This is a genomic window from Larkinella ripae, assembly GCF_054780775.1.
Map to the genome: position 1 here is coordinate 347,339 of NZ_BAAGVR010000008.1, position 25,768 is coordinate 373,106.

Annotated in this window: 24 protein-coding genes; 9 read left to right on the forward strand and 15 right to left on the reverse strand. The window is 54.5% G+C overall.

Annotation, left to right across the window (positions count from 1 at the left end):
* Positions 1 to 3: 3 nt before the first annotated feature.
* The 4 genes from ACYVHX_RS06300 to ACYVHX_RS06315 form a co-directional block, all read right to left on the reverse strand.
* The gene (locus ACYVHX_RS06300) at positions 4 to 348 is read right to left on the reverse strand and encodes a hypothetical protein (protein WP_460670778.1); all 345 of its coding nucleotides are present in this window, start codon (positions 346 to 348) and stop codon (positions 4 to 6) included.
* Between the two features lies 1 nt (position 349).
* Positions 350 to 685 (reverse strand): hypothetical protein, encoded by a 336-nt coding sequence (locus ACYVHX_RS06305; RefSeq protein ID WP_460670779.1) that lies wholly within the window; start codon positions 683 to 685, stop codon positions 350 to 352.
* Positions 686 to 723: 38 nt separating this feature from the next.
* The gene (locus ACYVHX_RS06310) at positions 724 to 1,062 is read right to left on the reverse strand and encodes a hypothetical protein (protein WP_460670780.1); all 339 of its coding nucleotides are present in this window, start codon (positions 1,060 to 1,062) and stop codon (positions 724 to 726) included.
* 177 nt (positions 1,063 to 1,239) lie between these two features.
* Positions 1,240 to 1,851 carry a hypothetical protein gene (locus ACYVHX_RS06315; protein ID WP_460670781.1) on the reverse strand — a complete coding sequence of 204 codons (612 nt, stop codon included), beginning with the start codon at positions 1,849 to 1,851 and terminating at the stop codon, positions 1,240 to 1,242.
* Positions 1,852 to 1,989: 138 nt separating this feature from the next.
* Between ACYVHX_RS06315 and arfB the strand changes: the two genes are divergently transcribed.
* Positions 1,990 to 2,391: an alternative ribosome rescue aminoacyl-tRNA hydrolase ArfB gene (gene arfB, locus ACYVHX_RS06320; RefSeq protein WP_460670782.1), complete on the forward strand. Its 402-nt coding sequence runs from the start codon at positions 1,990 to 1,992 to the stop codon at positions 2,389 to 2,391.
* Positions 2,392 to 2,445: 54 nt separating this feature from the next.
* Here the strand turns inward: arfB and ACYVHX_RS06325 are convergent, their stop codons facing one another.
* The 3 genes from ACYVHX_RS06325 to ACYVHX_RS06335 all read right to left on the reverse strand — a co-directional run bounded on the left by ACYVHX_RS06325 (position 2,446) and on the right by ACYVHX_RS06335 (position 5,852).
* Positions 2,446 to 3,480, reverse strand: a complete 1,035-nt coding sequence (locus ACYVHX_RS06325; protein WP_460670783.1) for a DUF3500 domain-containing protein — start codon at positions 3,478 to 3,480, stop codon at positions 2,446 to 2,448.
* A 139-nt stretch (positions 3,481 to 3,619) separates the two neighbouring features.
* Positions 3,620 to 4,318: a 3-keto-disaccharide hydrolase gene (locus tag ACYVHX_RS06330; protein WP_460670784.1), complete on the reverse strand. Its 699-nt coding sequence runs from the start codon at positions 4,316 to 4,318 to the stop codon at positions 3,620 to 3,622.
* 130 nt (positions 4,319 to 4,448) lie between these two features.
* Positions 4,449 to 5,852, reverse strand: a complete 1,404-nt coding sequence (locus tag ACYVHX_RS06335) for a Gfo/Idh/MocA family protein (protein ID WP_460670785.1) — start codon at positions 5,850 to 5,852, stop codon at positions 4,449 to 4,451.
* 190 nt (positions 5,853 to 6,042) lie between these two features.
* Between ACYVHX_RS06335 and ACYVHX_RS06340 the strand changes: the two genes are divergently transcribed.
* The 3 genes from ACYVHX_RS06340 to ACYVHX_RS06350 all read left to right on the forward strand — a co-directional run bounded on the left by ACYVHX_RS06340 (position 6,043) and on the right by ACYVHX_RS06350 (position 11,541).
* The gene (locus ACYVHX_RS06340) at positions 6,043 to 6,813 is read left to right on the forward strand and encodes a hypothetical protein (protein ID WP_460670786.1); all 771 of its coding nucleotides are present in this window, start codon (positions 6,043 to 6,045) and stop codon (positions 6,811 to 6,813) included.
* 82 nt (positions 6,814 to 6,895) lie between these two features.
* The gene (locus tag ACYVHX_RS06345; RefSeq protein WP_460670787.1) at positions 6,896 to 8,131 is read left to right on the forward strand and encodes a Gfo/Idh/MocA family oxidoreductase; all 1,236 of its coding nucleotides are present in this window, start codon (positions 6,896 to 6,898) and stop codon (positions 8,129 to 8,131) included.
* Positions 8,132 to 8,163: 32 nt separating this feature from the next.
* Positions 8,164 to 11,541, forward strand: coding sequence for a family 16 glycoside hydrolase (locus tag ACYVHX_RS06350; RefSeq protein WP_460670788.1), 3,378 nt, complete (start codon positions 8,164 to 8,166; stop codon positions 11,539 to 11,541).
* 65 nt (positions 11,542 to 11,606) lie between these two features.
* Here ACYVHX_RS06350 and ACYVHX_RS06355 read toward each other — a convergent pair whose 3' ends face one another.
* The 7 genes from ACYVHX_RS06355 to ACYVHX_RS06385 all read right to left on the reverse strand — a co-directional run bounded on the left by ACYVHX_RS06355 (position 11,607) and on the right by ACYVHX_RS06385 (position 17,317).
* Entirely contained in the window at positions 11,607 to 12,143 is a 537-nt protein-coding gene (locus ACYVHX_RS06355) for a pyridoxamine 5'-phosphate oxidase family protein (RefSeq protein ID WP_460670789.1), read from the reverse strand.
* A gap of 183 nt (positions 12,144 to 12,326) precedes the next feature.
* Complete coding sequence (locus ACYVHX_RS06360) at positions 12,327 to 13,274, reverse strand: hypothetical protein (RefSeq protein ID WP_460670790.1); 948 nt, start codon at positions 13,272 to 13,274, stop codon at positions 12,327 to 12,329.
* A 102-nt stretch (positions 13,275 to 13,376) separates the two neighbouring features.
* Entirely contained in the window at positions 13,377 to 13,799 is a 423-nt protein-coding gene (locus ACYVHX_RS06365) for a response regulator (protein ID WP_460670791.1), read from the reverse strand.
* Positions 13,800 to 13,834: 35 nt separating this feature from the next.
* The gene (locus tag ACYVHX_RS06370) at positions 13,835 to 14,305 is read right to left on the reverse strand and encodes a response regulator (protein ID WP_460670792.1); all 471 of its coding nucleotides are present in this window, start codon (positions 14,303 to 14,305) and stop codon (positions 13,835 to 13,837) included.
* A gap of 109 nt (positions 14,306 to 14,414) precedes the next feature.
* Positions 14,415 to 14,984, reverse strand: a complete 570-nt coding sequence (locus ACYVHX_RS06375; RefSeq protein WP_460670793.1) for a hypothetical protein — start codon at positions 14,982 to 14,984, stop codon at positions 14,415 to 14,417.
* A gap of 492 nt (positions 14,985 to 15,476) precedes the next feature.
* Entirely contained in the window at positions 15,477 to 16,346 is an 870-nt protein-coding gene (locus ACYVHX_RS06380) for a ChaN family lipoprotein (protein ID WP_460670794.1), read from the reverse strand.
* 179 nt (positions 16,347 to 16,525) lie between these two features.
* Positions 16,526 to 17,317 (reverse strand): 3-keto-disaccharide hydrolase, encoded by a 792-nt coding sequence (locus ACYVHX_RS06385; protein WP_460670795.1) that lies wholly within the window; start codon positions 17,315 to 17,317, stop codon positions 16,526 to 16,528.
* 291 nt (positions 17,318 to 17,608) lie between these two features.
* Here ACYVHX_RS06385 and ACYVHX_RS06390 point away from each other — a divergent pair, with 291 nt between their 5' ends.
* Both ACYVHX_RS06390 and ACYVHX_RS06395 read left to right on the forward strand, forming a co-directional pair.
* Positions 17,609 to 19,465, forward strand: a complete 1,857-nt coding sequence (locus ACYVHX_RS06390) for a family 16 glycoside hydrolase (RefSeq protein ID WP_460670796.1) — start codon at positions 17,609 to 17,611, stop codon at positions 19,463 to 19,465.
* Between the two features lie 4 nt (positions 19,466 to 19,469).
* Positions 19,470 to 21,518, forward strand: coding sequence for a c-type cytochrome (locus ACYVHX_RS06395; protein ID WP_460670797.1), 2,049 nt, complete (start codon positions 19,470 to 19,472; stop codon positions 21,516 to 21,518).
* A 182-nt stretch (positions 21,519 to 21,700) separates the two neighbouring features.
* Here ACYVHX_RS06395 and ACYVHX_RS06400 read toward each other — a convergent pair whose 3' ends face one another.
* On the reverse strand, positions 21,701 to 22,240 hold the full coding sequence (locus ACYVHX_RS06400; protein WP_460670798.1) for a DUF2911 domain-containing protein: 540 nt from the start codon (positions 22,238 to 22,240) through the stop codon (positions 21,701 to 21,703).
* Between the two features lie 240 nt (positions 22,241 to 22,480).
* On the opposite strand from ACYVHX_RS06400, the gene ACYVHX_RS06405 reads away from it, so the two are divergent.
* The 3 genes from ACYVHX_RS06405 to serA all read left to right on the forward strand — a co-directional run bounded on the left by ACYVHX_RS06405 (position 22,481) and on the right by serA (position 25,763).
* Positions 22,481 to 23,503: a YheT family hydrolase gene (locus ACYVHX_RS06405; RefSeq protein ID WP_460670799.1), complete on the forward strand. Its 1,023-nt coding sequence runs from the start codon at positions 22,481 to 22,483 to the stop codon at positions 23,501 to 23,503.
* A gap of 94 nt (positions 23,504 to 23,597) precedes the next feature.
* Positions 23,598 to 23,756: a hypothetical protein gene (locus ACYVHX_RS06410; RefSeq protein WP_460670800.1), complete on the forward strand. Its 159-nt coding sequence runs from the start codon at positions 23,598 to 23,600 to the stop codon at positions 23,754 to 23,756.
* A 102-nt stretch (positions 23,757 to 23,858) separates the two neighbouring features.
* Positions 23,859 to 25,763 carry a phosphoglycerate dehydrogenase gene (gene serA / locus ACYVHX_RS06415; protein ID WP_460670801.1) on the forward strand — a complete coding sequence of 635 codons (1,905 nt, stop codon included), beginning with the start codon at positions 23,859 to 23,861 and terminating at the stop codon, positions 25,761 to 25,763.
* Positions 25,764 to 25,768 lie beyond the last annotated feature (5 nt).

A 25,768-nucleotide genomic window follows, 5' to 3' on the forward strand; every position in this document is an offset into this window, starting at 1 on the left:
GGTTTACGGATGCTGAATGGTCAGGTTCCGCAGGGCCGCAGCGAGTCCTTCCAGTTGCGACGGCAATTCCCCTTCCGGACCGACTTCGACGGCGAATTCCTGCGTAGCATCCGCAATGTCGTTTAAAAGCCCCTCAATGGTGGTCATATTGGGCGAATCGGTCGTCAGCGCGCTGCTGAGTTGCGCCAGTTTGTTGCTCAGCGGCCGGGTGTTTTCCGACTGCTTCAGCACCTCGATCCACTGGCTCAACAGGTTCGAACTTTCCGAATCGGCCTGGGGATTTTCTTCCTGACCGAGCGTTTCAATGGTGGTGTCCAGCAGGTCGGTTGCGTTTTCAAAAGTTTCCATATTATAAAGAACTGGCTAACGTTTGGATGGCGTTGGACAAATTACGAAGCGGTTCGCGAAAATCCGGCTCGGTGCTGGAAGCCTGCACGTTTAACTGCTCCGACATATCCAGCAAAATCGTTTTGACGGTGATCGTATCCGGGTTGTCGCTTTCCAACTGACTTTTCAGGTCGGAGAGGGAAGTGACAACCTGCTGATTGGCGGGCGAACCGTCCAGTTGCCCGAGCCAGTTGTCAATTAGCGAAAGACCATCGACCGGAATGATGCTCGTAATACCGCCATCGTTCAGGGCCGAAATGGTGGTGTGAATGAGTTCGGTTGGTTGTTGGGTAGCCATAAATGCTATCGTAATACGGTTTTTGACGGTTTTAGAACTTACAGCTGACTGCTGAAACTACGCAGGGCAACGACCACCTGTTCCAGGTCGTTGATCCACGGCCCTTCGCTCGACTGCGCCAGTTGGGTCGTGTTGTCGGCCAGATCGTTCAGCAACTGCTTCACCTGATCGGTGTCCGGATTGGGCATCTGGAGCAACGAGCGGAGTTGCATGAGCTGATCCAGGACGTTGGTGCCCGGTTTACTTTCCTGCAAAACCTTGATCCAGTTATCAATGATCGAAGCGCCGTCGTTGGGAGTTGCGGCCGGATCGGTGCCGGTTTGCAGCGTCGTGAGCGTTGCGTCTATGGCTTTTTGGGTAAGTGCGTTAGATGGCATCGTGTTATGCGGTTTTGGTGACTGTCCGATCTATCTATAACCCGATCGGGCGGCCAAAGTTTAGCCAAATTGATTTCCGGTTGTTCGCCGGTCCGAATTGGTTGCGCCAGCTGATTGTTGACGGGTGCGACCAATTCGGCCCGGCGGTTGTTAAAAATCGCTTCGGAAGGAGCGATTTTAGATCTGGTGCGTACTGCCACCGCCTTCGCCGGTTGAGCCGCGCGTGTTGTGCGAATCGGCGCTGGAGCCACCGGATGCGCTGGACGAGCCGGTTCCGGAACCCGCGCCAAACGCTCCACCGCCCTGCACCCTGCCTTCATCGCCCGAATCGCTCGTTCCGGGAACGGCCGGATTGACGCCGGGGTTTCCGGCTGCGCTGCCCGTTCCGGTTTGGGTGAATATCTGGGCGCGGCCGTGTTTTTCGGCGATGTTGCCCGCTTCGCCACTGATCACCTTGCCAAAATCCCGCAGGGTTTGCACTAGCTGATCCAGTTGCAGCTTTACTTTATCGTCCTCCGCCGACTGGGCGGCCTGTTCGGTTTGCTCCGCCAGTTCGTTCAGAATCCCTTTAATTTGGCCGGAATCGGGATCACCTTCCTGAAGTTGTGATTTTAATTCGCTGAGCGTGTTGGCAATCGGACTGGTTTGGTCGCTGATGTCGCCACTGCGGAGGGCCGTTAGCCAGTGATCAATTAAAGAGATGCCATCGGTGGTCGAAATCGACGTGGTTTCTCCGTTGAATGTATCCACCGTCGAGCTGATCAGGTTGGTTGCCTGTTGATTTGCCATAGATTTTACGAGTTGCGGTTTTTGAGATTAGTGAGGAATGTCCTCCTGAAAGCGTTCAGACATCCGGTTTTTTGCGTACAAGCTGGAACAGTCCGTCCGCCGGATTGTTCGTACCTTTGTGAAGTTTTTAGCCAAGATATGGACCCAGCGCAGCTTTATCCCGAATTGCAGTTCCAGTTTGCCCGCAGTGGTGGCAAGGGCGGTCAGAACGTCAACAAAGTGGCGTCGAAGGCCGAGCTGTATTTTGACATTCCGAATTCGGCGGTGTTGACGGCGGAAGAAAAGGCGGTTTTGCTCGAAAAGCTGGAAAACAAACTCACGTCAGAAGGGGTGTTGGTGCTCTATCACCAAACCGAGCGGTCGCAACTGGCCAACCGGGATAAAGTCACCGAAAAATTTTACCAGCTCATCCGCAAAGCTTTCGAGAAGCCCAAACCCCGGAAAGCCACCAAACCGACCAAGGCGTCGCGCGAGGAAAAAAAAGTCGAAAAACAACGCCGGGGCGAGGTGAAGGCCGGTCGGCGAAAAGTGGATTATTGAACGCTCCGCCAAAGTAAATGCTTTTGGCGGAGCGAGGGCCATCAAACAGAGGTCTTATTTATGCTGGGCTTTGTAGTGTTCGGCCAGCACATCCTCGCCAAAATCACTGGTTAAATCGCGCACGACGGTATGCGTATGGTTGGCCTGGTTCTGCGCGTTGTCGTACTCAATTAGGATCGTGGGACCGTGGATGCGGTAATATTGCCCTTTGCCGGGCCCAAAACCGGGTTGCCGGTCGCCGGCCCAGGCAAACACCATCTTGTCCAAACCAATCTTTTTCAGTTTGTCCATCTGCTGATTTTTCAGCGTCACATGGTAGTTGTTGAGGTACGTGTCGAGCAGCGCCAGAAACGTTTTCTGCTGGCTTTCCGTCAGTTTCGGAAAGGGAATGCCTTCCATTTTTTCAATCGACGCTTTCCGGACGTTGGTCGATATAATCTCCTGCGGAGACGTTTCGCTGATGAGGGCCAGCTTCAATTGGTCGCTGTTCAGCGAGTTAATCAGCGCCAGTCCCAGCTCGGCTTCCTGCTTCAGAATTTGCTTGCCTTTCTGCGGCACATCGACCCGGACCACGTCCGGATTACTGCCGAGGAAGGTGGGCGTCATGCCCGAGATTTTGCCCGTCAGGGACGAAAATTGCCACAGCAAATGGTGGCCGTTGAGCCGCCAGCCCCAGGGTTCTTTGCTGTCCGGTTCGCCAAAAAACGTGAAAAAGTAGTTGATCGGGTCGCGGTGGGTGTCGTTTGGGGGGCGGTTTTCCTGCACGCGCAGCACATTCTCCATGTCCATGATGGCCGTTGTTTTCTCGAAGCCCTGCTCGCTCATGGCGAGTTTCACCAGCGCCATGGCGGCTTTCTGCTGCTCGGGTTTCATGTTTTTCATGGACAGGCCCTTGCGCGGAACCGGCGTATAATACCAGACAAACCGCTCGTCGTCGTTGAAGGAATACAGCGCCAGTTTCCGCTGTTCGGCGTCGAGGGTTTTGATAAAGGCCGTTACCGCAGCGGCCATTTCCTTGTTGATGGGTTCGCGGGCGGGGGGCGCAAAGGCCAGCAGCAGGCCGGTCAGCAGAACCAGGTATTTTTTCATGAGGTTTTAGGAATTTGGGAGGGAAGATACGGAATTTGTGGGTTCTAACCCGAATTCTTCCGCATCAAAAAACGTGGCGTTGCAGCGGGATCAAAACCATCGCTGCGACGCCACGTCACTAAAAACCGGATTGACCAGCTTACAACTCCTGAATTCGGATGTTCCGGTACCAGACTCCTTCCTTCGGACTGTGGTTTTGCAGGGCAATTTTGCCTTTGGCGTGCGGTTGGGCGTAGGGCCAGTCTTTGAACTTGCTGACGGCCACCATCTTCTTCCAGTCATCCCCGCCGTAGTGATAATCTACCACTTTTTTGCCGTTCAGGTAGTGCTCAACGTGGTTGTCTTTCACCACAATCCGGCCTTTGTTCCACTCCCCGGCGGGTTTGTTGATCGTCAGATCGTTGGGCGCAATCATGTCGTAGTTGGCACCCGTCAACTGATTGCCTTTCAGCTTATTGCCGTCGCCCAGCTGGTAGCCTGTGTCGTCGATCACCTGGTATTCGGGACCAGACCAGTAGGTCGACTTGTTGGCCGGATCTTCGATTACTTTGTAGACCACCCCGCTGTTGCTTTTGGCGGGCAGTTTAAATTCAAACTCCAGATCAAAGTTTTCGTATTCTTTGTCCGTCACCAAATCTCCGCCGGTGCCGTCGGGCGACAGCATGCCGTTTTCGATGTTCCAGCCGATGGCCTTGTCTTTCAGGTAACTGTGCCAGCCTTTCGTGGTCTTGCCGTCGAACAGCGGAACCCATTTGCCGGGTTTCGAGCCCCCATTCGAGAGACTCATTAAGCTGATTAAACCGGCCACCAGGCCGATGATAAGGGTTGCTTTTTTCATGGTTTTGAATGGTTAATGGTTCACAGTTTTCGGATACGGGTTTCAGTTTACGGTTTTCGGTATACGGTGGCTGACGCGTACTTAATTGCATGCGCCAGCCACCGTATACCGAAAACCGTATACCGGCCACCTATACTGCATTCATAATTTTCATCGCGTTCGGGTCCCAGCTCACGATCTGCTTCTTGAACAGGCTCATGTTGCCGCACTGCGTGGGTCCGCAGGCGCGTAAACCGAACGTGGCATCTTCGACCACCGGTTTTTGGTTCCGGATCGAATCGAAGAAATTGACAAAGTGTTCGTAACGGTCGCCCTTGTAATCCTTCGGTGTTTTGTACACCATCTCGCGCGGCCCTTCCATTTCGGGCCGGTTCGGATACAACTTATTGTATTCCTTCAGATAGGCTTCCTGCTGATCTTTCGGGAAGTTGTCGATCGATAAACCGGGCGCTTTCGGCAGTTTGTGGTGCCGAACCGTCAGGCTGTCCCAACCAATGGACAGATCGCCTTCTGTGCCGACCAGCCGAACAAGGTACCCCCCTCCACCGCCATCGACAAAATTACTCCGCGTGGTGAGGTTGAACTCCGGATGCTCGGCGGTTTTCGGATAATCGAAAATGGCGAGGTGAATGTCGGGCACATCCCGACCGTCTTTCCAGTACCGCAGTCCCCCGCTGGCATACACCCGGTTGGGGCCCTTCGAACCCGTAATCGTGTGCAGCGTCGTCAGCAGGTGCACGTAGAGGTCGCCCGCGACGCCGGTTCCGTAATCCTGGTAGTTTCTCCAGCGAAAAAACCGCTTGGGGTCCCACTCGCGTTTCTTGGCGGTGCCGAGGTAGGTGTCCCAGTCAACGGTTTGGGGCGAGGCATCCGGCGGTATTGAGTATTGCCAGGCGCCCATCGCGCTGTGCCGGTCGTACTGCGCTTCGGCAAACACCAGCTCGCCGATATCCCCGGCTTTCAGCAAATCCTTGGCTTTCGAAATAATGATCGAGCTGGCAAACTGGCTGCCCACCTGAAACACCTTACCGGTTTCTTTCTGCACCTTGATCAGCGTGTGGCCGTCTTCGACTTTCTGCACCATCGGTTTTTCGCAATAGACGTGCTTGCCTTTGCGCATGGCGTCGGTCGAAATCTTTTCGTGCCAGTGGTCGGTGGTGCCGTTGATGATTGCGTCCACGTCCGTCCGTTCCAGAATCTGGCGGTAATCTTTGGTCGTAAACAAGGCGTCGCCCCAGAGTTCTTTGGCCCGGCGTAACCGGCCATCGTACAGGTCACAGGCTGCTACCATTTCGACGTTTTCAACCATCAGAGCCGTTTGGGTGTCGCCGATGCCCATGCCACCGGTTCCGACGAGGGCGATGCGGATTTTATCATTGGCGGCCGTGCTGCGGTGATTTTTTATCAAATTCAAATACGCGGGGGCGGTTCCGGCCGTGGCGAGGGTGGTAGGAACGGCTGCGGCTGCGGTGCCGGCCAGTCCCAGGGTTTTCAGAAACGAACGGCGCGAAGGAGCCTGTTCAGGGTTTTCCATACTGCTAAGAAATGAGTTAACGGGAGCACGTAATTTACGACTTTTTATAATAAGTCCGGAAAAAGACAGGCCGAAACCGGGTGATTAAACCGAAAAAAATGGGTTTCAATGCAAGTAGTGTGTGTTTAGGACGGGTTTGATTCTGACGGCATAAAATTGTAATTTGGAGCGATCCTAAACTTCCTCCATCATGATTCGAACCGTTATTATCTTTCTGCTGGCTATTGCCACGGCATATGGCCAGACCAATCCTGATACCGGAAAGCCGGAAACCGAACCCTATCGAAATGAAGCCTCTGATCCGGCTTTTCAAAAAAACCGAACGCTTTTCAAAGCCGGGGCTTCCCTGCCGATCCTCCGGCAAAGCAGTTTCACCGGCTATTATGCAGCGATTGCGCTGGAAGCTACGGCCGAACAAAAAATCTACAAAGGTTTAACGGTTTTAGCCGGGTTGGATAACACCTTCGGGCTGGCGCTGGACGGGCGGAATACTAAATTCTATAGTCTGGAAATGCCCGTGGCACTGCGGTATTATTTTTCGCTTACCCGCCAGCAAAAGCAGCGGGCCGACCGCCATAGTTTTTTCAGTCCTTACGTAGCAATTCAAACGCATAACGTGCTTTTTTCCCAGGTTGCCTTTGCGGGATTGGGTCTCTCCGATCTGGAGCGCTATCACCAAGGCAATGTGTTGCCGTACAGAACTCCTCACCCTGTGCGGCTGGATACCAGATGGAACCGGGCCGGAGACCGTTTCGACCTGCTACAGTATGCCTTTTTGCAACTGGGCAGCCAGCATCAGGTGCTCAAGAAAAGGGGCTATCTGGATGTCAATGTACTGGTGCCCATTCCGGGCCTGATTCATAACAAACGCGACTATACGTTATCCACCCCATCAATTGTCAACGTAAAACTAGGGGTGTATCTGGCCCGCCCGGTTGCTGGAAATGGCCCAATTCGGTGAACAGACAGTAGTATTAATCAGGGTGTACAATCTGAAAATTGGCGAGATGCAAGAAAAACCGATACCTTCTAGACGTACTTTTTTGAAACAGTCGCTGGGGACGCTGGCGGCTTTTACCATTGTGCCCCGGCATGTGCTGGGAAAAGGCTTTCTGGCCCCGAGCGACCAGCTTGCCAAGGGCATCATCGGCGTCGGCGGCATGGGCCGGGGGCATATTCCCTACGCCGGAACGCGCGTGGCCGCCATTTGTGATGTCGATCGGAATCATCTGGAAATCGCCAAGGGCATGATCAAAGACGCCGGGCTAAAGACCTTCTCCGACTACCGCGACCTGATTCAACTGCCCGAAGTCGACATCGTTCACATTGCCACCCCACCGCACTGGCACGGCATCATGGCCGCCGAAGCCGCCCGCGCCGGAAAAGACATCTGGTGCGAAAAACCGATGACGACCACCATCGGCGAAGGCAGGCGGGTGCTGGAAGCCGTGCAGCAACACGGCCGGATTTTCCGACTCAACACCTGGTTCCGGTTTGAAGATAATTTCTACGGCATGGGCACCCCCGTGAAACCCATCAAAAAGCTGGTGGAGAGCGGTTTATTGGGCTGGCCGCTGAAAGTGACGGTGAGCAAACACACCGGTTTTGACTGGAAATTTTACTGGGTCGGCAAAACCAATCTGGACCCGATGCCGGTTCCGGCCGAACTCGATTACGAAATGTGGCTCGGCCCCGCACCGTACAAACCGTATAATCCGCACCGGGTTCACGGCACCTTCCGGGGGTATTGGGATTACGACGGCGGTGGATTGGGCGACATGGGCCAGCATTACCTGGACCCCGTTCAATACTTTCTGGGGAAAGACGACACCAGTCCGGTTTCAGTGGAAATCGACGCGCCCCAGCAGCACCCGGACGCCGTCGGTACCTGGCGCCGGATGGAATACACCTACGCCGACGGCTGCAAAATCATTCTGGATGGCGAAGGCAAAGAGGTGAACAGTCCTTACATCGAAGGGCCGAAAGGGAAATTGTACCCCGGTTTTAAGTCGGATATTCCGGATTTGATGAAAAAGCTGGCGGCTTTTCCGGAGCCACTGCCGCAGGTGACCGATTTTGCCGAGGCCGTGCGCAGCCGCAGGCGGTTTGCCCTCAACGAAGCCAACGGTTTTCGTTCCTGCACGCTGGTGAACCTGGGCAAGGTGGCGCTGCAACTGGGTCGCTCGCTGAAATTTGACCCCGTCCGTCAGGTTTTTCTGAACGACGAAGGCGCCAACCGGCTCATCGACCAGCCCCAGCGCGCTCCCTGGATTATTTGATGCTGGCTTTTTCTAACCTCATGATTTCCGCTATGAAATTACCCTTACTCGCCTGTGCCGGTTCGTTGCTGATCACGACCGCGGCCTGGGCGCAAACCCAACCGCTGGAAAACCGGGTGGCTAACGATGTGGCTCAAATGCCCGCCCTGGATGGTAAGCAGTTCAACACCAACATGGATGCCATTGCCGCGCTGGGTGCCAAGGGCCTGGAAGAGATGGCGCTGATGCTGGCCGCACCCACCAAAAGCGACAACACCAACGTGCAATACGCCCTCGGCGGTCTTTCCTATTACGTGACCAAACCCGGCAAGGAACTGCAACGGACCCTGGCGACCCGGGCCTACGGGCAGGCACTGGAAAAGCTGAACGACCCGGAAAGCAAGGCGTTTATCATCAGTCAGTTACAGATTGTCGGACGCGACGATGCGGTTGCCTTCCTAAAACCGTATCTGACCGACGAGCGGCTGGCTGCACCGGCGGTGCGGGCGTTGGTGAAAATCAACACGCCAGCCGCCCAGAAAGCCCTGGCGCAGGCGCTGGGCGAGTCGCAGGGGGCCAGTCGCCTGTCGCTGGTGAAAGCCCTGGGCGACAGCCGCTATCTGCCAGCCGCTTCGGCCCTGGTTCCGCTGGTGCAGCCGGAGGATAAAAAGCTGAGCAAAGTTGCCCTGTATGCCCTGGCCCGAATGGCGGCCCCGGCCGCCGGGCCGGTTCTGGCGAAAGCCGCCCAGGAAGCCGGGTATGGGTACGACGTGACGGAGGCCACCGCCAGCTACCTCGATTACCTCAACCGGTTGGTGGCCGTTGGTAAAAAACCGCAGGCCGATGCCATCGCTCGGAAGCTGTTGCAGGAATGCACAGACGAAAAGCAGGTCCACACCCGAACGGCCGCCCTGAAAATTCTGGTGGATGGCAATCGGGAAAAAAGCCTGCCCCTGCTGACGAAGGCGGTTTTGGACTCATCGCACGAATACCGGGTCGCGGCTCTGAAAATGGCCACCGGTTTGAAAAATAAACTCGTGACCGCACAACTGGCCCGCCAGATCACAAAGGCCACCGGCAGCGTACAGGCGGATTTGCTGACCCAACTGGGCGAAACCGGCGACCCGGCGCTGGCTCCGCTGATGATGCCCGCCCTGAAAAGTCCCGATCCGACGGTGCGGCTGGCGGCCATTCCGGCGGTGGCCCATACCGGTCAGCAGCGCTCGCTGACGGCCCTGCTGGAGCTGATGAAACGCGGCACCCCGCAGGAAATTTCGGCGGTAAGAGACGCACTTTTAACGCTGAAAGGCTCCCAGATGTACACCCAGATAACCCACAGCCTGACGAGTATGCCCGCCGAAGCCCGGTCGGCCTTGTTGGCGGTGCTGGGGGCGCGGGCCGCCGAATCGAGTGTGCAACAGGTGCTGGCTCAGGTGCAGGAGGGCGATACGACCATCAGCCAGGCGGCTGCCGCGGCCCTGCCGTTGCTGGTCGGGCAGGAGCAACTGCCGCAACTGGTGAAACTACTGACCAGCGTTAAGAACCCCAAAACCGTACGCTCGTTGCAGCAGGCCCTGGTGGCCGCATCGGTTTCGGTCGGGGATTCCGTGCAGCGGACGGATTGGGTAACGGAAGCCATGCAGCAGGCTCCGACCGCAACGCAGGGGCGGTTTTTGGGCGCGCTGGCGGGCATCGGCAGTCTGAAGGCGCTCGAGCTGGTGCAGCAATCGTTTGAAAAAGGCGACGGCATGATGCAACCGGCTGCGGTTTCGGCCTTAGCCGACTGGCCAACGGCGGAAGCGGCCCCGGCCCTGCTGGCCATTGTGCGGCAAAATACGGTCTCGTCCGAATCGGCTTTAAACGGGTATCTGGCCCTGGTCAATCGGTCGGCGTATGCTGCCGATCAGCGGTTGCTGCTGCTCCGCGACGCGATGGACGTGGCCCGGACTCCGCAGCAAAAAATCGAAATTCTGAAAGCTGTGAGCCGTTGCCGGACATTCCTGGCGCTGGTTTTTGCGGGCCGTTTCCTCGACGACCCGGTTTTGCAGAAACAAGCGGCCAGCACGGTGGTGACGGTGTCCAATGCCAGCCGCGATTTTTCGGGCCATACCGTCCGGACATTGCTGGAAAAAGCCGGTGCGATTTTGACCGGTCCCGAAAACGAAGCCCAGCAGCAGGCCATTCAGCGACGGCTGCAAACGATGGCACCCGGCGACGGTTTTGTGGCCCTGTTCAACGGAAACGATCTTTCGGGTTGGAAAGGGCTGGTGGATAACCCCATCAAACGGAGCAAACTCAGCGCGGATTCGCTGGCGCTGAAACAGCAGAAAGCCGATGAGCTGATGCGCAGCGGCTGGTCGGCAAAAGACGGTTTACTGGTGTTCAACGGGCACGGCGATAACATCTGCACGGAAAAACCGTACAAGGATTTTGAAATGCTGGTTGACTGGAAAATCACCGAAAAAGGCGATGCCGGGATTTACCTGCGCGGCACCCCACAGGTGCAGATCTGGGACCCGGCGCGGGTCGATGTGGGCGCGCAGGTGGGGTCGGGCGGCCTGTACAACAACCAGAAATTTGCCAGCAAACCCCTGAAAAAAGCCGATAATCCGGTCGGCGAGTGGAACACCTTCCGCATCATCATGAAAGGGGAACGGGTGACGGTGTACCTGAACGGCGAACTGGTGACGGATAATACCGTACTGGAAAACTACTGGGACCGCAACCAGCCCATTTTTCCGCAGGAACAGATTGAATTGCAGGCCCACGGCACGTACGTCGCCTACCGGAATATTTTTGTCCGCGAACTGCCCCAACCCAAGCCGTATGAACTGAGTGCCGACGAAAAACGGGAAGGCTACGAATTGCTGTTCAACGGCAGCGATTTAAGCAAATGGACCGGCAACACGAAGGATTACGTGGTCGAAGACGGCGACATTGTCTGGTACAACAACGGCGGCAAAGGCAATCTGTACACCCAGAAAGAATACAGCGATTTTGTGTTCCGGTTTGAGTTTCAGCTAACGCCCGGAGCCAACAACGGCCTGGGAATCCGCGCTCCGCTCACGGGCGATGCCGCGTATGTGGGCATGGAACTGCAAATTCTGGATAACGACGCCGACGTCTACAAAACCCTGGAACCGTACCAGTACCACGGTTCGGTGTACGGCGTGATTCCGGCCAGGCGCGGGGCGCTTAAACCCCTCGGCGAGTGGAATTACCAGGAAGTGACGGTGAAAGGAAACCGGGTGACTGTGGTCCTGAACGGAGTGCAGATTCTGGATGGCGATCTGGCCGAAGCCAGCAAAAACGGGACGCTGGACCACAAAGACCACCCCGGTTTGCAGCGAAAAACCGGCCACATCGGTTTTCTGGGCCACGGCTCGGTGCTGCGCTTCCGGAATATCCGGATTAACGATTTAAAGAAATAAAATGATCCCAAAACCGGAATCTCTAGTTCGGAACACGGTTTTGTGCCGTGTTCCGAACTAGAAAATTATAGTTTTAATTTTCCTTCAATCGAGTCATCCAGGGTTTTTCCCAGAACGGCCCCGGCTGCCATCTTGATAAAGGCGACGGCATTACCGTGTTTATTATCCCAATAGTAGCCATCCTGCGTTTTTACCTGGATGGCGGTAATCCGCGGATCATCGACACCTTCCGTAAACCACGTTTTTAGAATCGGCTCCCAAAGCTCCTTGATCAGTTGCTTGTCTTTGGAAATGGTTGCCACGCCGTAGATGCTCAGAAAATCGGAATGTTCCGAACCCTGAAACAAAAGATGAACCTGCTTATCGGCCTGGATGTCCGCATTTTTATGACTGTCGTCGGCACTTAGAAACCAGAGATTACCGGCTTCATCGACCTTCTGCACCGACATAGGCCGGGTTTTCAAAGGCTCTCCGCTCGTGATCTTCGTGCAGAAATAGCACGTATTGGTTTTTTCGACCAGTTCTTTGATTTTTTTACCGGCTTCGGCACTGACCAGGTCCTGGTAATTATCTTCGGGTTGCTCCTGATTGATACTGTCCATAACGTTTTTTAAAGTGATTGTGTCCGGGTGTAACAAACCGTTTACCCTTCCCGCTTCGAAAGCATCCTGAAAATCCAGCTTCTTTATTTAATGGTTAGCGTAAGCGGGTCTATTGGAAGTCCTGATAACGCAAAACGGCCCCGCCAAGCTGGCGGGGCCGTTTTGTTCCTTGAGCAGAATCGGTTAAATCACGTCCTGCCGGGCGGCTTCCGGATCGTTGTAGTTCCGATCCAGTTGATCCGTGGACTTCATATCCGAAGCCGCCTGCGCCGTTGATTCCTGCATGGGCTCCTTTTTGATCGCACTTTCGTCCAGCGTTTCTTTGGGTTGGTCGAGCATCTGGGCAGTTTCCTGCGGACGTTCTCCCCCCTGATACGGTTCCTGGTCTTTTTCGTCAACGTCGTAGGGGTATTCCGATGTACCGGTATCCGGTTTTTCGGTCATGCCCTCGTCCGCTTTGGGTTGGGTATAGTTATCCGGTCCCGGTCCGTCTTTCTTCGGACCCATATCGACTGGATTCTGCCGGCCGTAGGTGCCCAGAAATTCCGGGAGCTCCTCGTTATGAGCCGGATCCTGACTTTGCGTCGGCACGTCGGCACCGGGCATCGAATCGGCGATGCCGCTGGTCGGGGTGTCCTGGGGCTCGTTTCGGTTGCTTACCTGGTTATCAATTTCCGACGAATTGTTCACCTCATGCGAGCGACCCGGTTCGCTGGGCTCCGTAATTTCGGGCTGGTGCGGTTTGGGGGTCGAAGGCAAATCCGGGATTTCGGGACCGGGCGTACCGGGCGTCGGCGGATTGGGTGAATCCGGCGCGGGCGGAATGGGGTTGTTCGGGTCGGGTGTCGATGGCAATTCGGGCACCATATCGGCCTGCGGATGCGCCGACTGAATATCGACTACATCATACGTCCGCTGGTTCGGCGAGTTCAGCCCGCGTTCCTCATCGTTGGCATACCGGTTGCTTAGATCGTCCGTTATTTCGGTTTCGGTGTGGGCGGTGGACACCAGTTTTCCGTCCACCAGTTTGACCATATGAGTCTCGGCCTGGTCCTGGCCATATTTGGTATCTGCGTTTTCGTTGGACACTAAGTCCGCCTGTTGCGCATCGTGAAACACATTCGATTCCATATCGTTCGTTACGAGTTAATGAATAGATACCACTAATAACTGACGGTCCGGCAAAAGGTTTTGGAATCCGGCGACCACCGGGCGGGGTGGCCGGTTTTGGCATTACGTCCGGCTGGAGGGGGTGGAGGCAATGCGCAGCCAGAAGTTGCACAGGTCTTCAACCACCGCCTTATACTCGGTGAAGGAAGCCGGTTTTTTGACGTACGAATTGGCGCCCAGCTCGTAGGCCCGGTCAATGTCAGGTTGGGCGTTCGACGTACTGAAGATCAAAACCGGCATCAGATTATACCGGGGATCAGCCCGTAGTTTTTCCAGAACCTCAAAACCGCTCATCAACGGCATGTTGAGGTCGAGCAGTAAAAAGGTTGGCAAAACCTGCACGGTTTCCAGACGCGCCAATAAATCCATACCACTGGATGCAATTAAGACTTTCTCCCCTTTCAAACACGCTTTAAATGCTTCCTGTATCAAAAATAAGTCATCTTCATCGTCATCGACGACTGCTATAACCTGCCGGTTTGTCATACGGTGATGGTGCAGAAACCGCTCCGCTGCCCACGTCAGGCCAGACGGTTGCGACGGTTCTGAAATGGGTTTGTTGATAAAATATCTTCCGCTTTAATGGCTGGCAGGGCAACGTGTTTTCGCCAGTAGGAACAGAATGGCTCCAGGGCGGCATCCCAGCTTTCCGGTTTGGGCATGTAACAGGTCGCGCCCCATTGGTAGGTTTGCTTTACCCGTTCCGGCTCAGAACCGGTGCCGTAGATGATCACGGGAATCCGCCGGAGCACCGGGTGCCCTTTCAGCAAGGTTAGAATCGGTTCCGGCTGGCAGTCGTCCATATCCACCATGATGAGGGTCGGCACAAACAGGGCGTCAGCCAGGCGTTTCTGAAAATAAGCCTGAAAAACCGCCTTATTTTCGACCGACAACTGCCGGTGTTCGACGCCGTGCCTGCGAAACGCCTGCCCCAGAGCCTGTTGTTCGGCGTTGTTGCTGCCAACGATCAATATCGATAAGGGACCGTTCATCGTTCTCAAAAATGACTATTAACAAATACCAGTTTTCAAAACTAAAACTACTTTACGGAGAAAAAGTTAGTCAAAACCGGCTGCGCTGGAGTCATTTCCCGGAAGGATGTTAGCCTAATCTTCTAATTATTAAACTGTTGACGAGCTCAAAAAAAGCTACCGGTTTAAGCGTTCGCCAGTTGTCGATTTCGTCCAGCGTACCCCCAAAATTCATGTAATAATCCAGGCGATACCGTTTGAGTTCGGTCTCGACAAAGTCCCGGAAATTGACGGCGGCAATCCAGCCATCCTCCACATCTTCAAACCATTCTTCGTAGTAACTGTCGTCCGAACCGTGAAAATTCAGGATGTTTTCGCCCAGCAGGATAAACTGGTTAATGCCTTCATTCACCAGCGGGTCGATCACCTGCCGTTTCAGATACATGATGTCGTTGTGCAGCGTGTCGTTCCACTCACCAAAAAGCTCGATGACCACAAACCGGCGGTCGTAATCCGCGAAGAGAATTTTGCAGTACAGCGTCTCCGAACCGATTTCGTCCCAGAGCGGGTGAATGTAATAGCCGTAGATGGTATTGGTGTACTGGTTCATGTTATAAACGCGGCCGTGAAACGGCGATTGCGGATCATCCGTCGCGCTATACCATTTTTCCCAATTATAAAAAGGCTCGATTTCGTGCATAGCAATCCGGTTGTTATTTCCTGAACCGGCTATGACAAAGATAACAAAACTATCCCGGACCACCCGTCGGGAAACCGGACCGACCAGAAACGAAAAAGTCCAGTAGCTTAGCCTCTGGACTTTCTGTCGGAAACGTGTATGGCTGATGAAAAGCGCTACCTCCATAGCACAGTTCACCGCGTGTACCAATACCTACGAAGGACCTGATTCTTTAGATTGCGGGGTTTTCAAAAAAAGTTAAAAAAAATTACCCTGTGTGCTAAAAAAATTATTAAGATTCTGATTGTCTGTAGGTTGGCTTGGTAAAATAATTTTAATTGTACTGAAAAAAAGCGAACAACCCCGCAATCTTTATCCGTTTTGAACCGAATCCAGCGGGACTGAAACGCTTTCGGGAAGGTAGTAGTCGAAAGTGCCCGAATTGCTTTGTTCGCAGTTGCGCGACTACAGTTTCGTGGTGTGGCTGCCCTGGCGGGCGCAGGGGTGAAAAGCTCAGTACGTTTTGGTCATATCCGCCGGAATGTGCAGAATGAAGCTGGCGAGGTTCTGGTTGGTTTTGTCCGGTTTTTCGATATCATCCACCTCAACCGACGCAATGGTCACAATCTTCAGATCCGGTTGCTTCTGGCGCAGATACCAGATAATTCCCTCAAAATTATTGGAGTGATACGAGCCGTTGTAGTGCAGAAAGGTCGTACCCGGTTTGCGGTTTTGCAGGATAAAATACGCCATCGTCGCATCCTTGATGGCCTGCGCCCGGGCAAAATTGGCGGCTTGTTCGGGATCCGGTTTTGAGTTGCCGCCGTGCATCATGTCCAGCATCGCTTTGTACCCCGGCAAGGTCAGGTCAACGGTCAGCGGGAGCGGAGCCATCCAGGCTTTCTGAGCCGCCGGAACCGTGTCGAGCGACGCTAGACCCGTCCGGGCCACGGCGCTGGCGTACCGGCGCGGCACGTTCGTAGCCACAAACGGCAGCTTCTGTTCGCGGGCAAAATCGACCAGCGGGCGGTAGTCGGTTTTGTAGTTGTTCCAGAGCCGGGCCTGCTTGGGAAATTCCTTGTCGGTGGTTTTGCCCGAAACGTAGTCGGACAGGGCCGTCTGGTTGTCGGCTTCAAACATTTCGGCGCCCAGAATCAACCGCTCTTTGCGTTCGGCGTATAAATCCTTGGTTAGTTGCAGCTCCAGCCAGTGACAGATCGGATTGTTATGCAGTTCGCCAAAAAACACGACATCGGCTTCTTTGGCTTCTTTCAGGACCTTTTGGTAATCAACGGTTTTTAGTTTCTGACTGTAAAACTGATACGCCGGTTTATCGCTGGTGAAAGCCACGCAACCGATAACGAGCAAGAGGAAGTATTTCATCGGATCCGGTTATTTAGACGCAATATAAACAAGGTTTTCGAGTGCGGCATAAAAAAAGGGTTATTTCGCAGCGCCGGGCGGAGAAAAGGGAATTACGCAGAGTACGTATTTATCTCCGCTAAACTCTTCTTTCTCCGCTTAACTCCGCGAAACAACCCTTTTAAAAACCGTAATTCGACTTATAACTCCCGAATCCAGATGTTCCGGAAGCCGACCGGATTGCCGTGATCCTGCAACAGCAGCGGGCCCTTCCCGTGCGGCTGTACTTTCGGATAACCGATGTATTCCGTCGTTCCTTTGATGTTGAAATTATACAGCACCAGGACGCCGTTCAGCAAAACCGTCACTTTGCCCTGTTCGGCCATCATGCCGTCTTTGTTGAATTTCGGCGCGTAGTAGATAATGTCGTAGGTCTGCCATTCGCCCGGTTTGCGGCTCGGGTTGACCAGCGGAATGGCCTGCTTGTAGATCGAACCCACCATCCCGTTCGAATACGTCGGGTTGTTGTAGCCATCCAGCACCTGCAATTCGTAACGTCCCTGCAAGAAAATTCCGCTGTTGCCGCGTCCCTGGCCGTTTCCTTCCACTTTGTCGGGGGCCCGGAATTCAATGTGAAGCTGAAAATCCTGAAATTCCTGCTTCGTCCGGAGCGATGCTCCTTTGGCCGAAAACATCGCGCCATCTCTGACCGGCCAGGTGTTTGACCCTTCGGTGACGCCATTCCAGTTGTTCGGGTTGTAATCTTTCACCGAGACCCACTTGCTGCCGTCCTTTCCGTCGAACAACACGATGGCGTCGGAAGGAGCCGTGGTGCCGGATGCCGTGCTGGGTGACAAAACGCCCGGTGTGACGACGCGCGGAACGGGCTCCCAGATTTCGGACGATTCCGGATTTTGTTGTTTTTTCTCCTGAGCAACAGCCAATTGAGCTGCGCCCGCTACCATGATTAAGGCTAAGATAGATTTCTTCATTCGAAAAAATAGAATTGTGTGAACAATGAGTTGGACGAAAAACCGCCTTCAAAGATAGGCGAAATGTCAACGCGGTGCGTGTGGGGCCTGCGTGCTTTTTTTAAGGCCGGATGAACGGGCCAAAACCGGGAGCGATCCGGCCCGGAGCGTGGCGTGGTCATCCCGTCTTGGAATTCTGAAATTCGGTGCTGAAATAGTACCTTTGCGGGGGAATTGAATCTATTTTATAAAAAAATTTAAAAAAGAGGTAACTTTCAGCCCGAAAATCAAACCTATCTATTTTTTATCCTCATGAACACAACGTTCGCCCGTTTGGTGCTGGGCGTCGGATGGGTGTGCAGTGCCGGACTGGCGATGGCTCAGTCCAAAACTGACCAGCCGACGGCTCTTCCGCTCAACGATTTAAGTGCTTTTCAAAAACCGGGAAAAAACTGGCAGATTGTCGGTGATGTTTCGGCCAATCTGAACCAGAATAACAGCCTGACTTCCACGAAAGGAACCGGGGTGCTGGCTAACCTGCCCGGCAAAGATGGGAACATTGATCTGGTTTCGAATTTCCAGCATGGTGATGTCGATCTGGATCTGGATTTTTTAATCGCGAAAGGGTCTAATTCCGGGGTCTATCTGCAAGGGCGTTACGAAGTACAATTGCTGGATAGCTGGGGAACGAAAACCCCGAAAGCGGGCGATAACGGCGGTATTTACGAACGCTGGGACGACAACCGCCCCGACGGACAGAAGGGGTACGAAGGGCATCCGCCCCGCCAGAACGCCAGCCGGGCGCCGGGTTTGTGGCAACACCTGAAAGTCTCGTTTCAGGCTCCGCGCTTCGATGCCAGCGGCAAGAAAATCGAGAACGCCCGGATGCTGCTGATCGAACTGAACGGGGTCGCCATTCACGAAAACGTCGAACTTTCAGGTCCCACGCGCGGAGCCCTCGGAAACAACGAAGTGGCAATGGGACCGCTGCGGATTCAGGGCGACCACGGGCCGGTGGCCATCCGGAACCTTGTGGTGAAAAACTACGACAAACCGCGTCCCGAACTGATGAACCTGAAGTATGCGGTTTACAAAGGGCGGTTTGATAAAGAACCGGATTTCAGCAAATTACCGCCCGAGGCAGAAGGCTCATCGGTGCTTCTGACGGCGAATGTAACGCGCATTCCGAACGATTTTGTGATTCGGTATACCGGCACGCTCCGGGTAAAAGAAGCGGGTGATTATGCCTTCAACCTCGGGGCTGCGGGCGGTGGTGGCCTGATGAAAATCAACAATAAAGTGGTCATCGCGCCGGGCGACCGCCGGCAGCGCGGTACCATCGACCTGCCTGCCGGGGATGTGCCGTTCGAACTGCTGTATGCCAAGATGGAAGACTGGGCAAAACCGTCGATTGGCCTGGCCATCACGGGCCCCGGTATTCGGGAATACCTCATCAGCGACGCCAGTGGGGCCACGAATGGCGACCCGACGGATCCGATTTTGGTCGAGGCCCCGGCCAACACCATTCTGCGGAGTTTTATGGATATGCCGGGTTTCAAAAACGCCCAGGGCCGGACGCTGCGCGTGGTGCATGCGGTTTCGGTGGGCAGCCCCGAGCAGGTCCATTATACGTATGATATGGACAACGGCGCACTGGTGCAGATCTGGCGGGGCCAGTTTCTGGATTCGACGCCGATGTGGAACAGCCGGGGCGATGGCTCGTCGCGGCCGATGGGCATGGTACAACGGATGGGAACGCCGGTTTTTGGGGTCGCTCAATTAGCCTCTCCCCAGGCCGCCTGGGCCACCGATACCACCGGCAGCGGTTTTCGGACCCGGGGTTATGTGCTGGACGAAAGTGACCGTCCGACCTTCAAATACCAGATTTATGGCGCCACGGTGAGCGACGCCATTCGCGTGCTGGACAACAGCCAGGGCGTTCGGCGGGAGCTGACGGTTCAGAATCCGTCCGGAAATCTGTATGCCCGACTGGCCGAGGGAAGCACCATTTCGGCGCTGGAAAACGGCATGTACATCGTCGACGGAAAAGCGTATTACGTCCGGATCGACAATGCCGGGGGCGCCACGCCAACCGTGCGGAAAATGGGCGACCGGCAGGAGTTGATTGTGCCGGTGAAGGACAAACTGAGTTATTCGATCTTGTTTTAATTCTATGAAACAACTACATACATCCCTTCTTCGTCGGGCGACGATACGCCGGGCGACTTTTGGTGCGCTGCTATCGGCGGCCATCTGTTCGGTGGGGTGGGCGCAGGAGTCGCCCAAGGAAGAAGATTTTTATAAAATCCTGAAAGTGTCGGCACCGGAAGGAACCCTGCTGGAAGTCGGGGGGCTGGCCGTGCTGCCAAACGGTGATCTGGGCGTAGCGACCCGCCGGGGCGACGTCTGGATTGTTGAAAACCCCACCAGCCGGCGGCCTTTCTTCCGCAAATTTGCGTCGGGTTTGCACGAAATCCTGGGCTTGGCCTACAAAGAAGGAGCCCTGTATTGCACCCAGCGCGGTGAATTGACCAAACTGGTCGATTCGAACAAGGACGGGAAAGCCGACATTCTGGAAACCGTTGCTAATCTGCCGGTTTCGGGCCACTACCACGAATATAGCTACGGACCAAAAATTGCGCCCGACGGTTCGTATTTCGTATCGGGAAACGTAGCCTTCGGTGACGAAAAATGGTGGGCCGGAGAAAGCCGGGTTCCCTGGCGGGGCTGGATCATGCACATTACCAAAGACGGTCAGATTGAACCCTGGGCAACGGGGGTTCGCTCGCCCTGCGGTTTGGGGATGATCGACGGAGAATTGTTTTACACCGATAACCAGGGCGACTGGATCGGTTCCGGTGGGGTTTGGCACGTCAAGAAAGGCGCGTTCATGGGCCACCCGGCCGGTTTGCGCTGGAGCGCCGACCCGAAGTCGCCGGTGAAACTGACGCAGGAGCAACTGTACGCCAAAATTAACCCGCGTGACAACCGCGACGAACGGGGCCGGGCCATCAAACCGGAGAACGTGGTCGACGAAAAGTACGTGACCCTGTTCGAAATGAAAAAGGAATTTCCGGAAATTCAGTTGCCGGTGGTTTGGTTGCCCCACGGTATTCAGGGCATCTCAAACTCCGAAATTGTGCAGATTCCGGAGGGTTCGTTCGGACCGTTCAAGGGTCAGCTACTAGTGGGCGATCAGGGCCAGAGCAAGATCACGCGCGTGTTCATGGAAAAAGTGAACGGCGAATTTCAGGGTGCTTCGTTCGATTTCCGGAGCGGTTTTCGGTCGGGCGTTCTGCGGATGGCCTGGGCCAAGGACGGTTCGCTGTTTGTGGGCGAAACCAACCGGGGCTGGGGATCGGCGGGTGAAGCCGACGAAGGCCTGCAACGCCTGACCTGGAACAACCAGATGCCGTTCGAGATGCGGGCGGTTCGCGCCATGCCGGACGGTTTTGAAGTGGAGTTCACGACGCCCGTTGACAAAAAGTCGGCGGAAGATCTGGCTTCGTACTCCGTGGAAAGTTTCATTTATAAATACCACCCGGTGTACGGGAGCCCCACGGTGAGCAAGGAATCGCATGGCGTAAAAGGGGTGAAAGTATCCGCCGATGGGTTGAAAGCCCGCGTCATAGTCGATAAGCTGCGCCAGTATTACATCCACAACCTGACGCTCGACGGCGTGCGGTCGGCCGAAGGATCGTATTCGCTGGTTCACCCGACGGCCTATTACACGCTGAACAATATTCCGGAAGGGACGAAACTGGCGATGAGCGAGGTAAGCACGACCAATTCGGCGGCTGCCAAAACCGCTCCGGCTCCGGCAACGCCCGCCAAGAAAGGCGTTCCGACGAAGGCGGGTGCCAAAACCGGCGCCAAAACCGCAGCAACGGCGGGTGCCAAAACCGGGGTTCTGATTGCCAAAGCCCCGACGTTTGAAGAAGTAAAACCGCTGCTGAACCGGCACACGTGCTCGGCCTGCCACAACGCCGAAAAACGGCAGGTGGGCCCGGCGTTTGCCGATGTGGCGAAAAGAGGCTATTCGAACGAGAAAATTGTGGAGCTGATCTACAATCCGAAACCGCAGAACTGGCCGGACTACGCGACCGAAATGCCGCCGATGCCCCAGGTTCCGAAAGCCGACGCGCTGAAAATTGCCGCCTGGATCAATTCGCTGGGAACCGCCGGCAAAGCCGCAGCGGCCAAAAATGCGGATGAACCCTGATCGTTGAAATGATGCGGTAGGAATGATGAACGATGAATGGGCTAACGCACTCATAACTCATCATCCATACCTCATCATTCTAAAAAACACAACAGCCCGGCCAGATGGCCGGGCTGTTGTGTTTTTCCGGGGTATTGGTTCGGCTACGGCGTCCGTCGGCGAACCGCTCCGGCGGATTTCCTTCAATTGGCGGCCGGTTTGATGGGAACGCTGATGGAAGCCATGTCCCAGGCAATCGACAGATCCGAATCCGTTGGCGTGATCGTTAATTTTTCAACCGACGTTGAACTCGTTTTCGCCGGAACTTTGACCTGCGCCACGTCCATCTTCTTCAGTTCCGCACCTTTTACCGGATCGATGTAGTCGTAAGCGCCCCATTGACCCAGCTTGCTGTTCAGAATAACCGTCCATTCTTTGGCGTCCGGAATGGTATAAAGCGTATACGTGCCTGCTTTCACCGGTTTGTCACCAAAAACTACATCTTTGGTAAACGTAATTTCGGTAGCTTCGTCGGCACCCGTCCGCCAGACTTTTCCGTATTTTTCCATACCGTCGGGTCCAAAGACCACCCGTCCGCGTTTGGAAGGCTGGCCGTATACAACTTTTACATTTTTACCGGGGCTTTCCACTTTTAGGTGCGGGCTTTTGGCCTGTTGAGCAAAAACGAGGGAAGAGGTGGCCGTGATCAGCAGCGCAACCACGAATAACAATGCCTTTTTCATAGGTACCAGAAGGTTTTTTGGTGAATGATTCATCGCAAATAAAACAAAACTTAGACCAAAATACAGCGGCCGGGTTTAATCGGTCGATAAAATACATTGAACGGCCTGCCGAAATAGTTCAATTGCCTTTGGATATACTGCAAAAAACCGCCCCTGGCGACGGCATTTTTTTCTTTCCTGTGGTTTGATTTTCCCGTTGAGGCCGAACCGCTTACCTTTGTGCGTCTCCAGAGAATTTCTATGCCGCTGATTACCCCGTCGGATTACCGCGCACCCGCCCATTTGTGGAACGGCCACCTGCAAACCATCGTTCCGGCCCTGTTCCGGAAAGTTGAGGTGCCTTACCTGCGGGAGCGCATCGAAACCCCGGATGATGATTTTCTGGATCTGGACTGGAGCAGAACAGCCGGAGCGGAAAACGGAAAAAAGGCGGGCGGGGCCAATAAGCCCGATTCGCCTTCCTCCCTGCCACCTTTGGTCATTCTTTCCCACGGTTTGGAGGGCGATTCCCGGCGGCAGTATCTGGCGGGCATGGTGCGGCACCTGACGGCAAACGGCTTCGATTGCCTGGCGTGGCATTACCGCAGTTGCAGTGGCGAAATGAACCGGCAGGTGCGGTTTTATCATTTGGGCGAAACGACGGATTTGCAGTTGGTCATTGACTATGCCCTGCAGAAAGGCTACCGGCAGATCAACCTGATGGGCTTCAGCGCCGGAGGGAACATTACCTTAAAGTACCTGGGCGAACAGGGTCGGTCGATTCATCCGGCGGTTGAAAAAACCGTGGTGTTTTCGGTGCCTTTGCACCTGACCACGGCCTCGCGTCGGCTGGAAGCCTGGGACAGTCAGATTTACAACAAACGATTCAACCGGACGCTGAAACGAAAAGTTTTTCAGAAAGCGGCCACAATGCCGGGGGTGATTCATACGGAGGGATTGCAAAAAGTACGAACTTTGCGGGAGTTCGATAACCTGTTCACCGCCCGGCTGCACGGTTTTCGGGATGCCGAAGATTATTACGAACGGAGCAGTGCCTTGCAGTACCTGGATAAAATCGCGGTTCCGACGCTGATTGTGAACGCCAAAAATGATCCTTTTTTGTCGCGCGAGTGTTTCCCGGAAGAGTTGGGTCGGCATCTGCCGAACGTCTGGATGGAATTTCCGGCGCAGGGCGGTCATTGCGGTTTTCCACCGGCCGGGCGCAGCCGGGACGTTTACTGGTCGGAGGAGCGGGCGTTGCGGTTTTTGAAAGGTATGCATTGACTACTAGAGCTTATGGAAAAAAGAGTAGCGAGAAAGCCCGTCTTCTTCATATGAATTTATTGCCGGCACGACCTGCGAACCGTAGGTGAAGGCTATGAAACTGAAATTGGCACTGGTTAAAATGCTGGAAATCATTGGGGAAGCGGTCCATTTTATAGCCAAAGAAACCCGGAATGAATTCACTGAAGTGAAATGGAATACCCGATACGTTGCGCTGAATAGCCTGGTTCAGAAAAATTTCGGAATCAATTAGGATCGAACTTGGCCGGCGATTAGTGATAAAATACCGGTGCTAATATTTAAAGTGGAAAGCGTTTTACAACAATTGTCGATTGACAAGGAGTAACCTTCAGTTATGTTAACCAAAACACTCGAACAGACGTATTTCGTCATCGATTTCGACAGCACCTTCACCAAAGTTGAAGCCCTGGACGTGCTGGGTGAAATCTCACTGGCTGCGCACCGCGACCGGGAAGCCATCCTCGAAAAAATCAAGATTATCACCGACCGCGGGATGTCGGGGGAAATTTCACTGGCGCAATCCATCGAAATGCGGCTGCAACTGCTGAACGCTCACCGCGATCACCTGCCCGCCCTGATCGAAACGCTGAAAAACGAAATTTCGGATTCCTTTCAGCGGAACCGGGATTTTCTGGTCGAACACGCCGACCAGATCTTTATCGTCTCGAGCGGTTTTAAAGAATTTATCATTCCCATTGTGACGACGCTGGGAATCAAGGAGGAAAATGTCTTTGCGAACACCTTCGTATACGACGAAACCGGCAATATTGTGGGCTGCGACTGCGAAAATCCGCTGGCAACCGACAGAGGAAAGGTGAAGCTGATCCGGGACATGAAGCTGGACGGCGATATTTATGTGATCGGCGATGGCTACACCGATTACGAAATTCGGGAGTCGGGACTGGCCAACCGGTTTTACGCTTTTACCGAAAATGTGATGCGTCCGAAAGTGATTGAAAAAGCCGACTATGTTGCCCCTTCACTCGATGAGTTTTTGTACCATAACAAACTGAGCCGCAGTCAGTCGTATCCCAAAAGCCGCATCAAAGTTCTGTTGCTGGAAAACGTCCATCCGGTGGCCCTGCACTTGTTTGAAAGCGAAGGCTTCAACGTCGAAATCCTGAAAGGGGCGCTGGACGAAGACGAACTGATCGAAAAAATCCGGGATGTGTCCATTCTGGGCATTCGCTCGAAAACGCAGGTGACCAGCCGCGTGCTCGAACACGCCAACAAACTGATGTGCATCGGGGCGTTCTGCATCGGAACCAACCAGATCGACCTGAAAACCTGTACCGACAAAGGAATTGCGGTTTTCAACGCCCCCTACAGCAACACCCGCTCGGTGGTCGAACTGGCCATCGGCGAGATCATCATGCTGGTGCGGAACGTTGTGCCAAAGAGCAACAAAATGCACGAGGGGGTCTGGGACAAATCGGCCAAAAACAGCTTCGAGGTGCGGGGTAAAAAACTCGGTCTGGTCGGCTACGGTAACATCGGAACGCAGCTTTCGGTCGTGGCCGAAGCGCTGGGCATGGAAGTGTATTTCTACGACATTGTCGATAAGCTGGCGCTCGGAAACGCCCGCAAATGCAAAACGCTGGACGAGCTGCTCACCATTGCGGACTTTGTTACCCTGCACACCGACGGCCGGGCCAGCAACAAAAATCTGATTGGCGCGCGGGAATTTAGCCTGATGAAAGAAGGCGTTATTTTCCTGAACCTGTCGCGCGGTCATATCGTCGATCTGTCCGCGCTGGTCGAAGCCGTCAAAAGCGGAAAAGTGGCCGGTGCCGGCATCGACGTGTTTCCGTATGAACCGAAAACCAACAACGAAGAGTTTATCAACGAGTTACGCGGGCTGCCCAACGTGATTCTGACGCCCCACATTGGCGGAAGCACGGAAGAAGCCCAGGAAAATATCGGCAATTTTGTGCCCGGCAAATTGCTGGAATACATCAACAACGGCAGCACCTACGGCAGTGTCAACTTCCCGGAGCTCCAGTTGCCGCTCCTGAAAGAATCGCACCGCTTGCTGCACATTCACGCCAACGTACCCGGAATTCTGGCGAAAATCAACGCAATCTTCGCCAAATACCACATCAATATTCACGGCCAGTATCTGAAAACGACCGAACAGGTCGGGTACGTGATCTCGGATATTGCCAAGGATTATTCGGAGGAAGTGGTGAACGAGCTGCGGCAGATCGACAATACGATCAAATTCAGATTGTTATACTAAAAGGC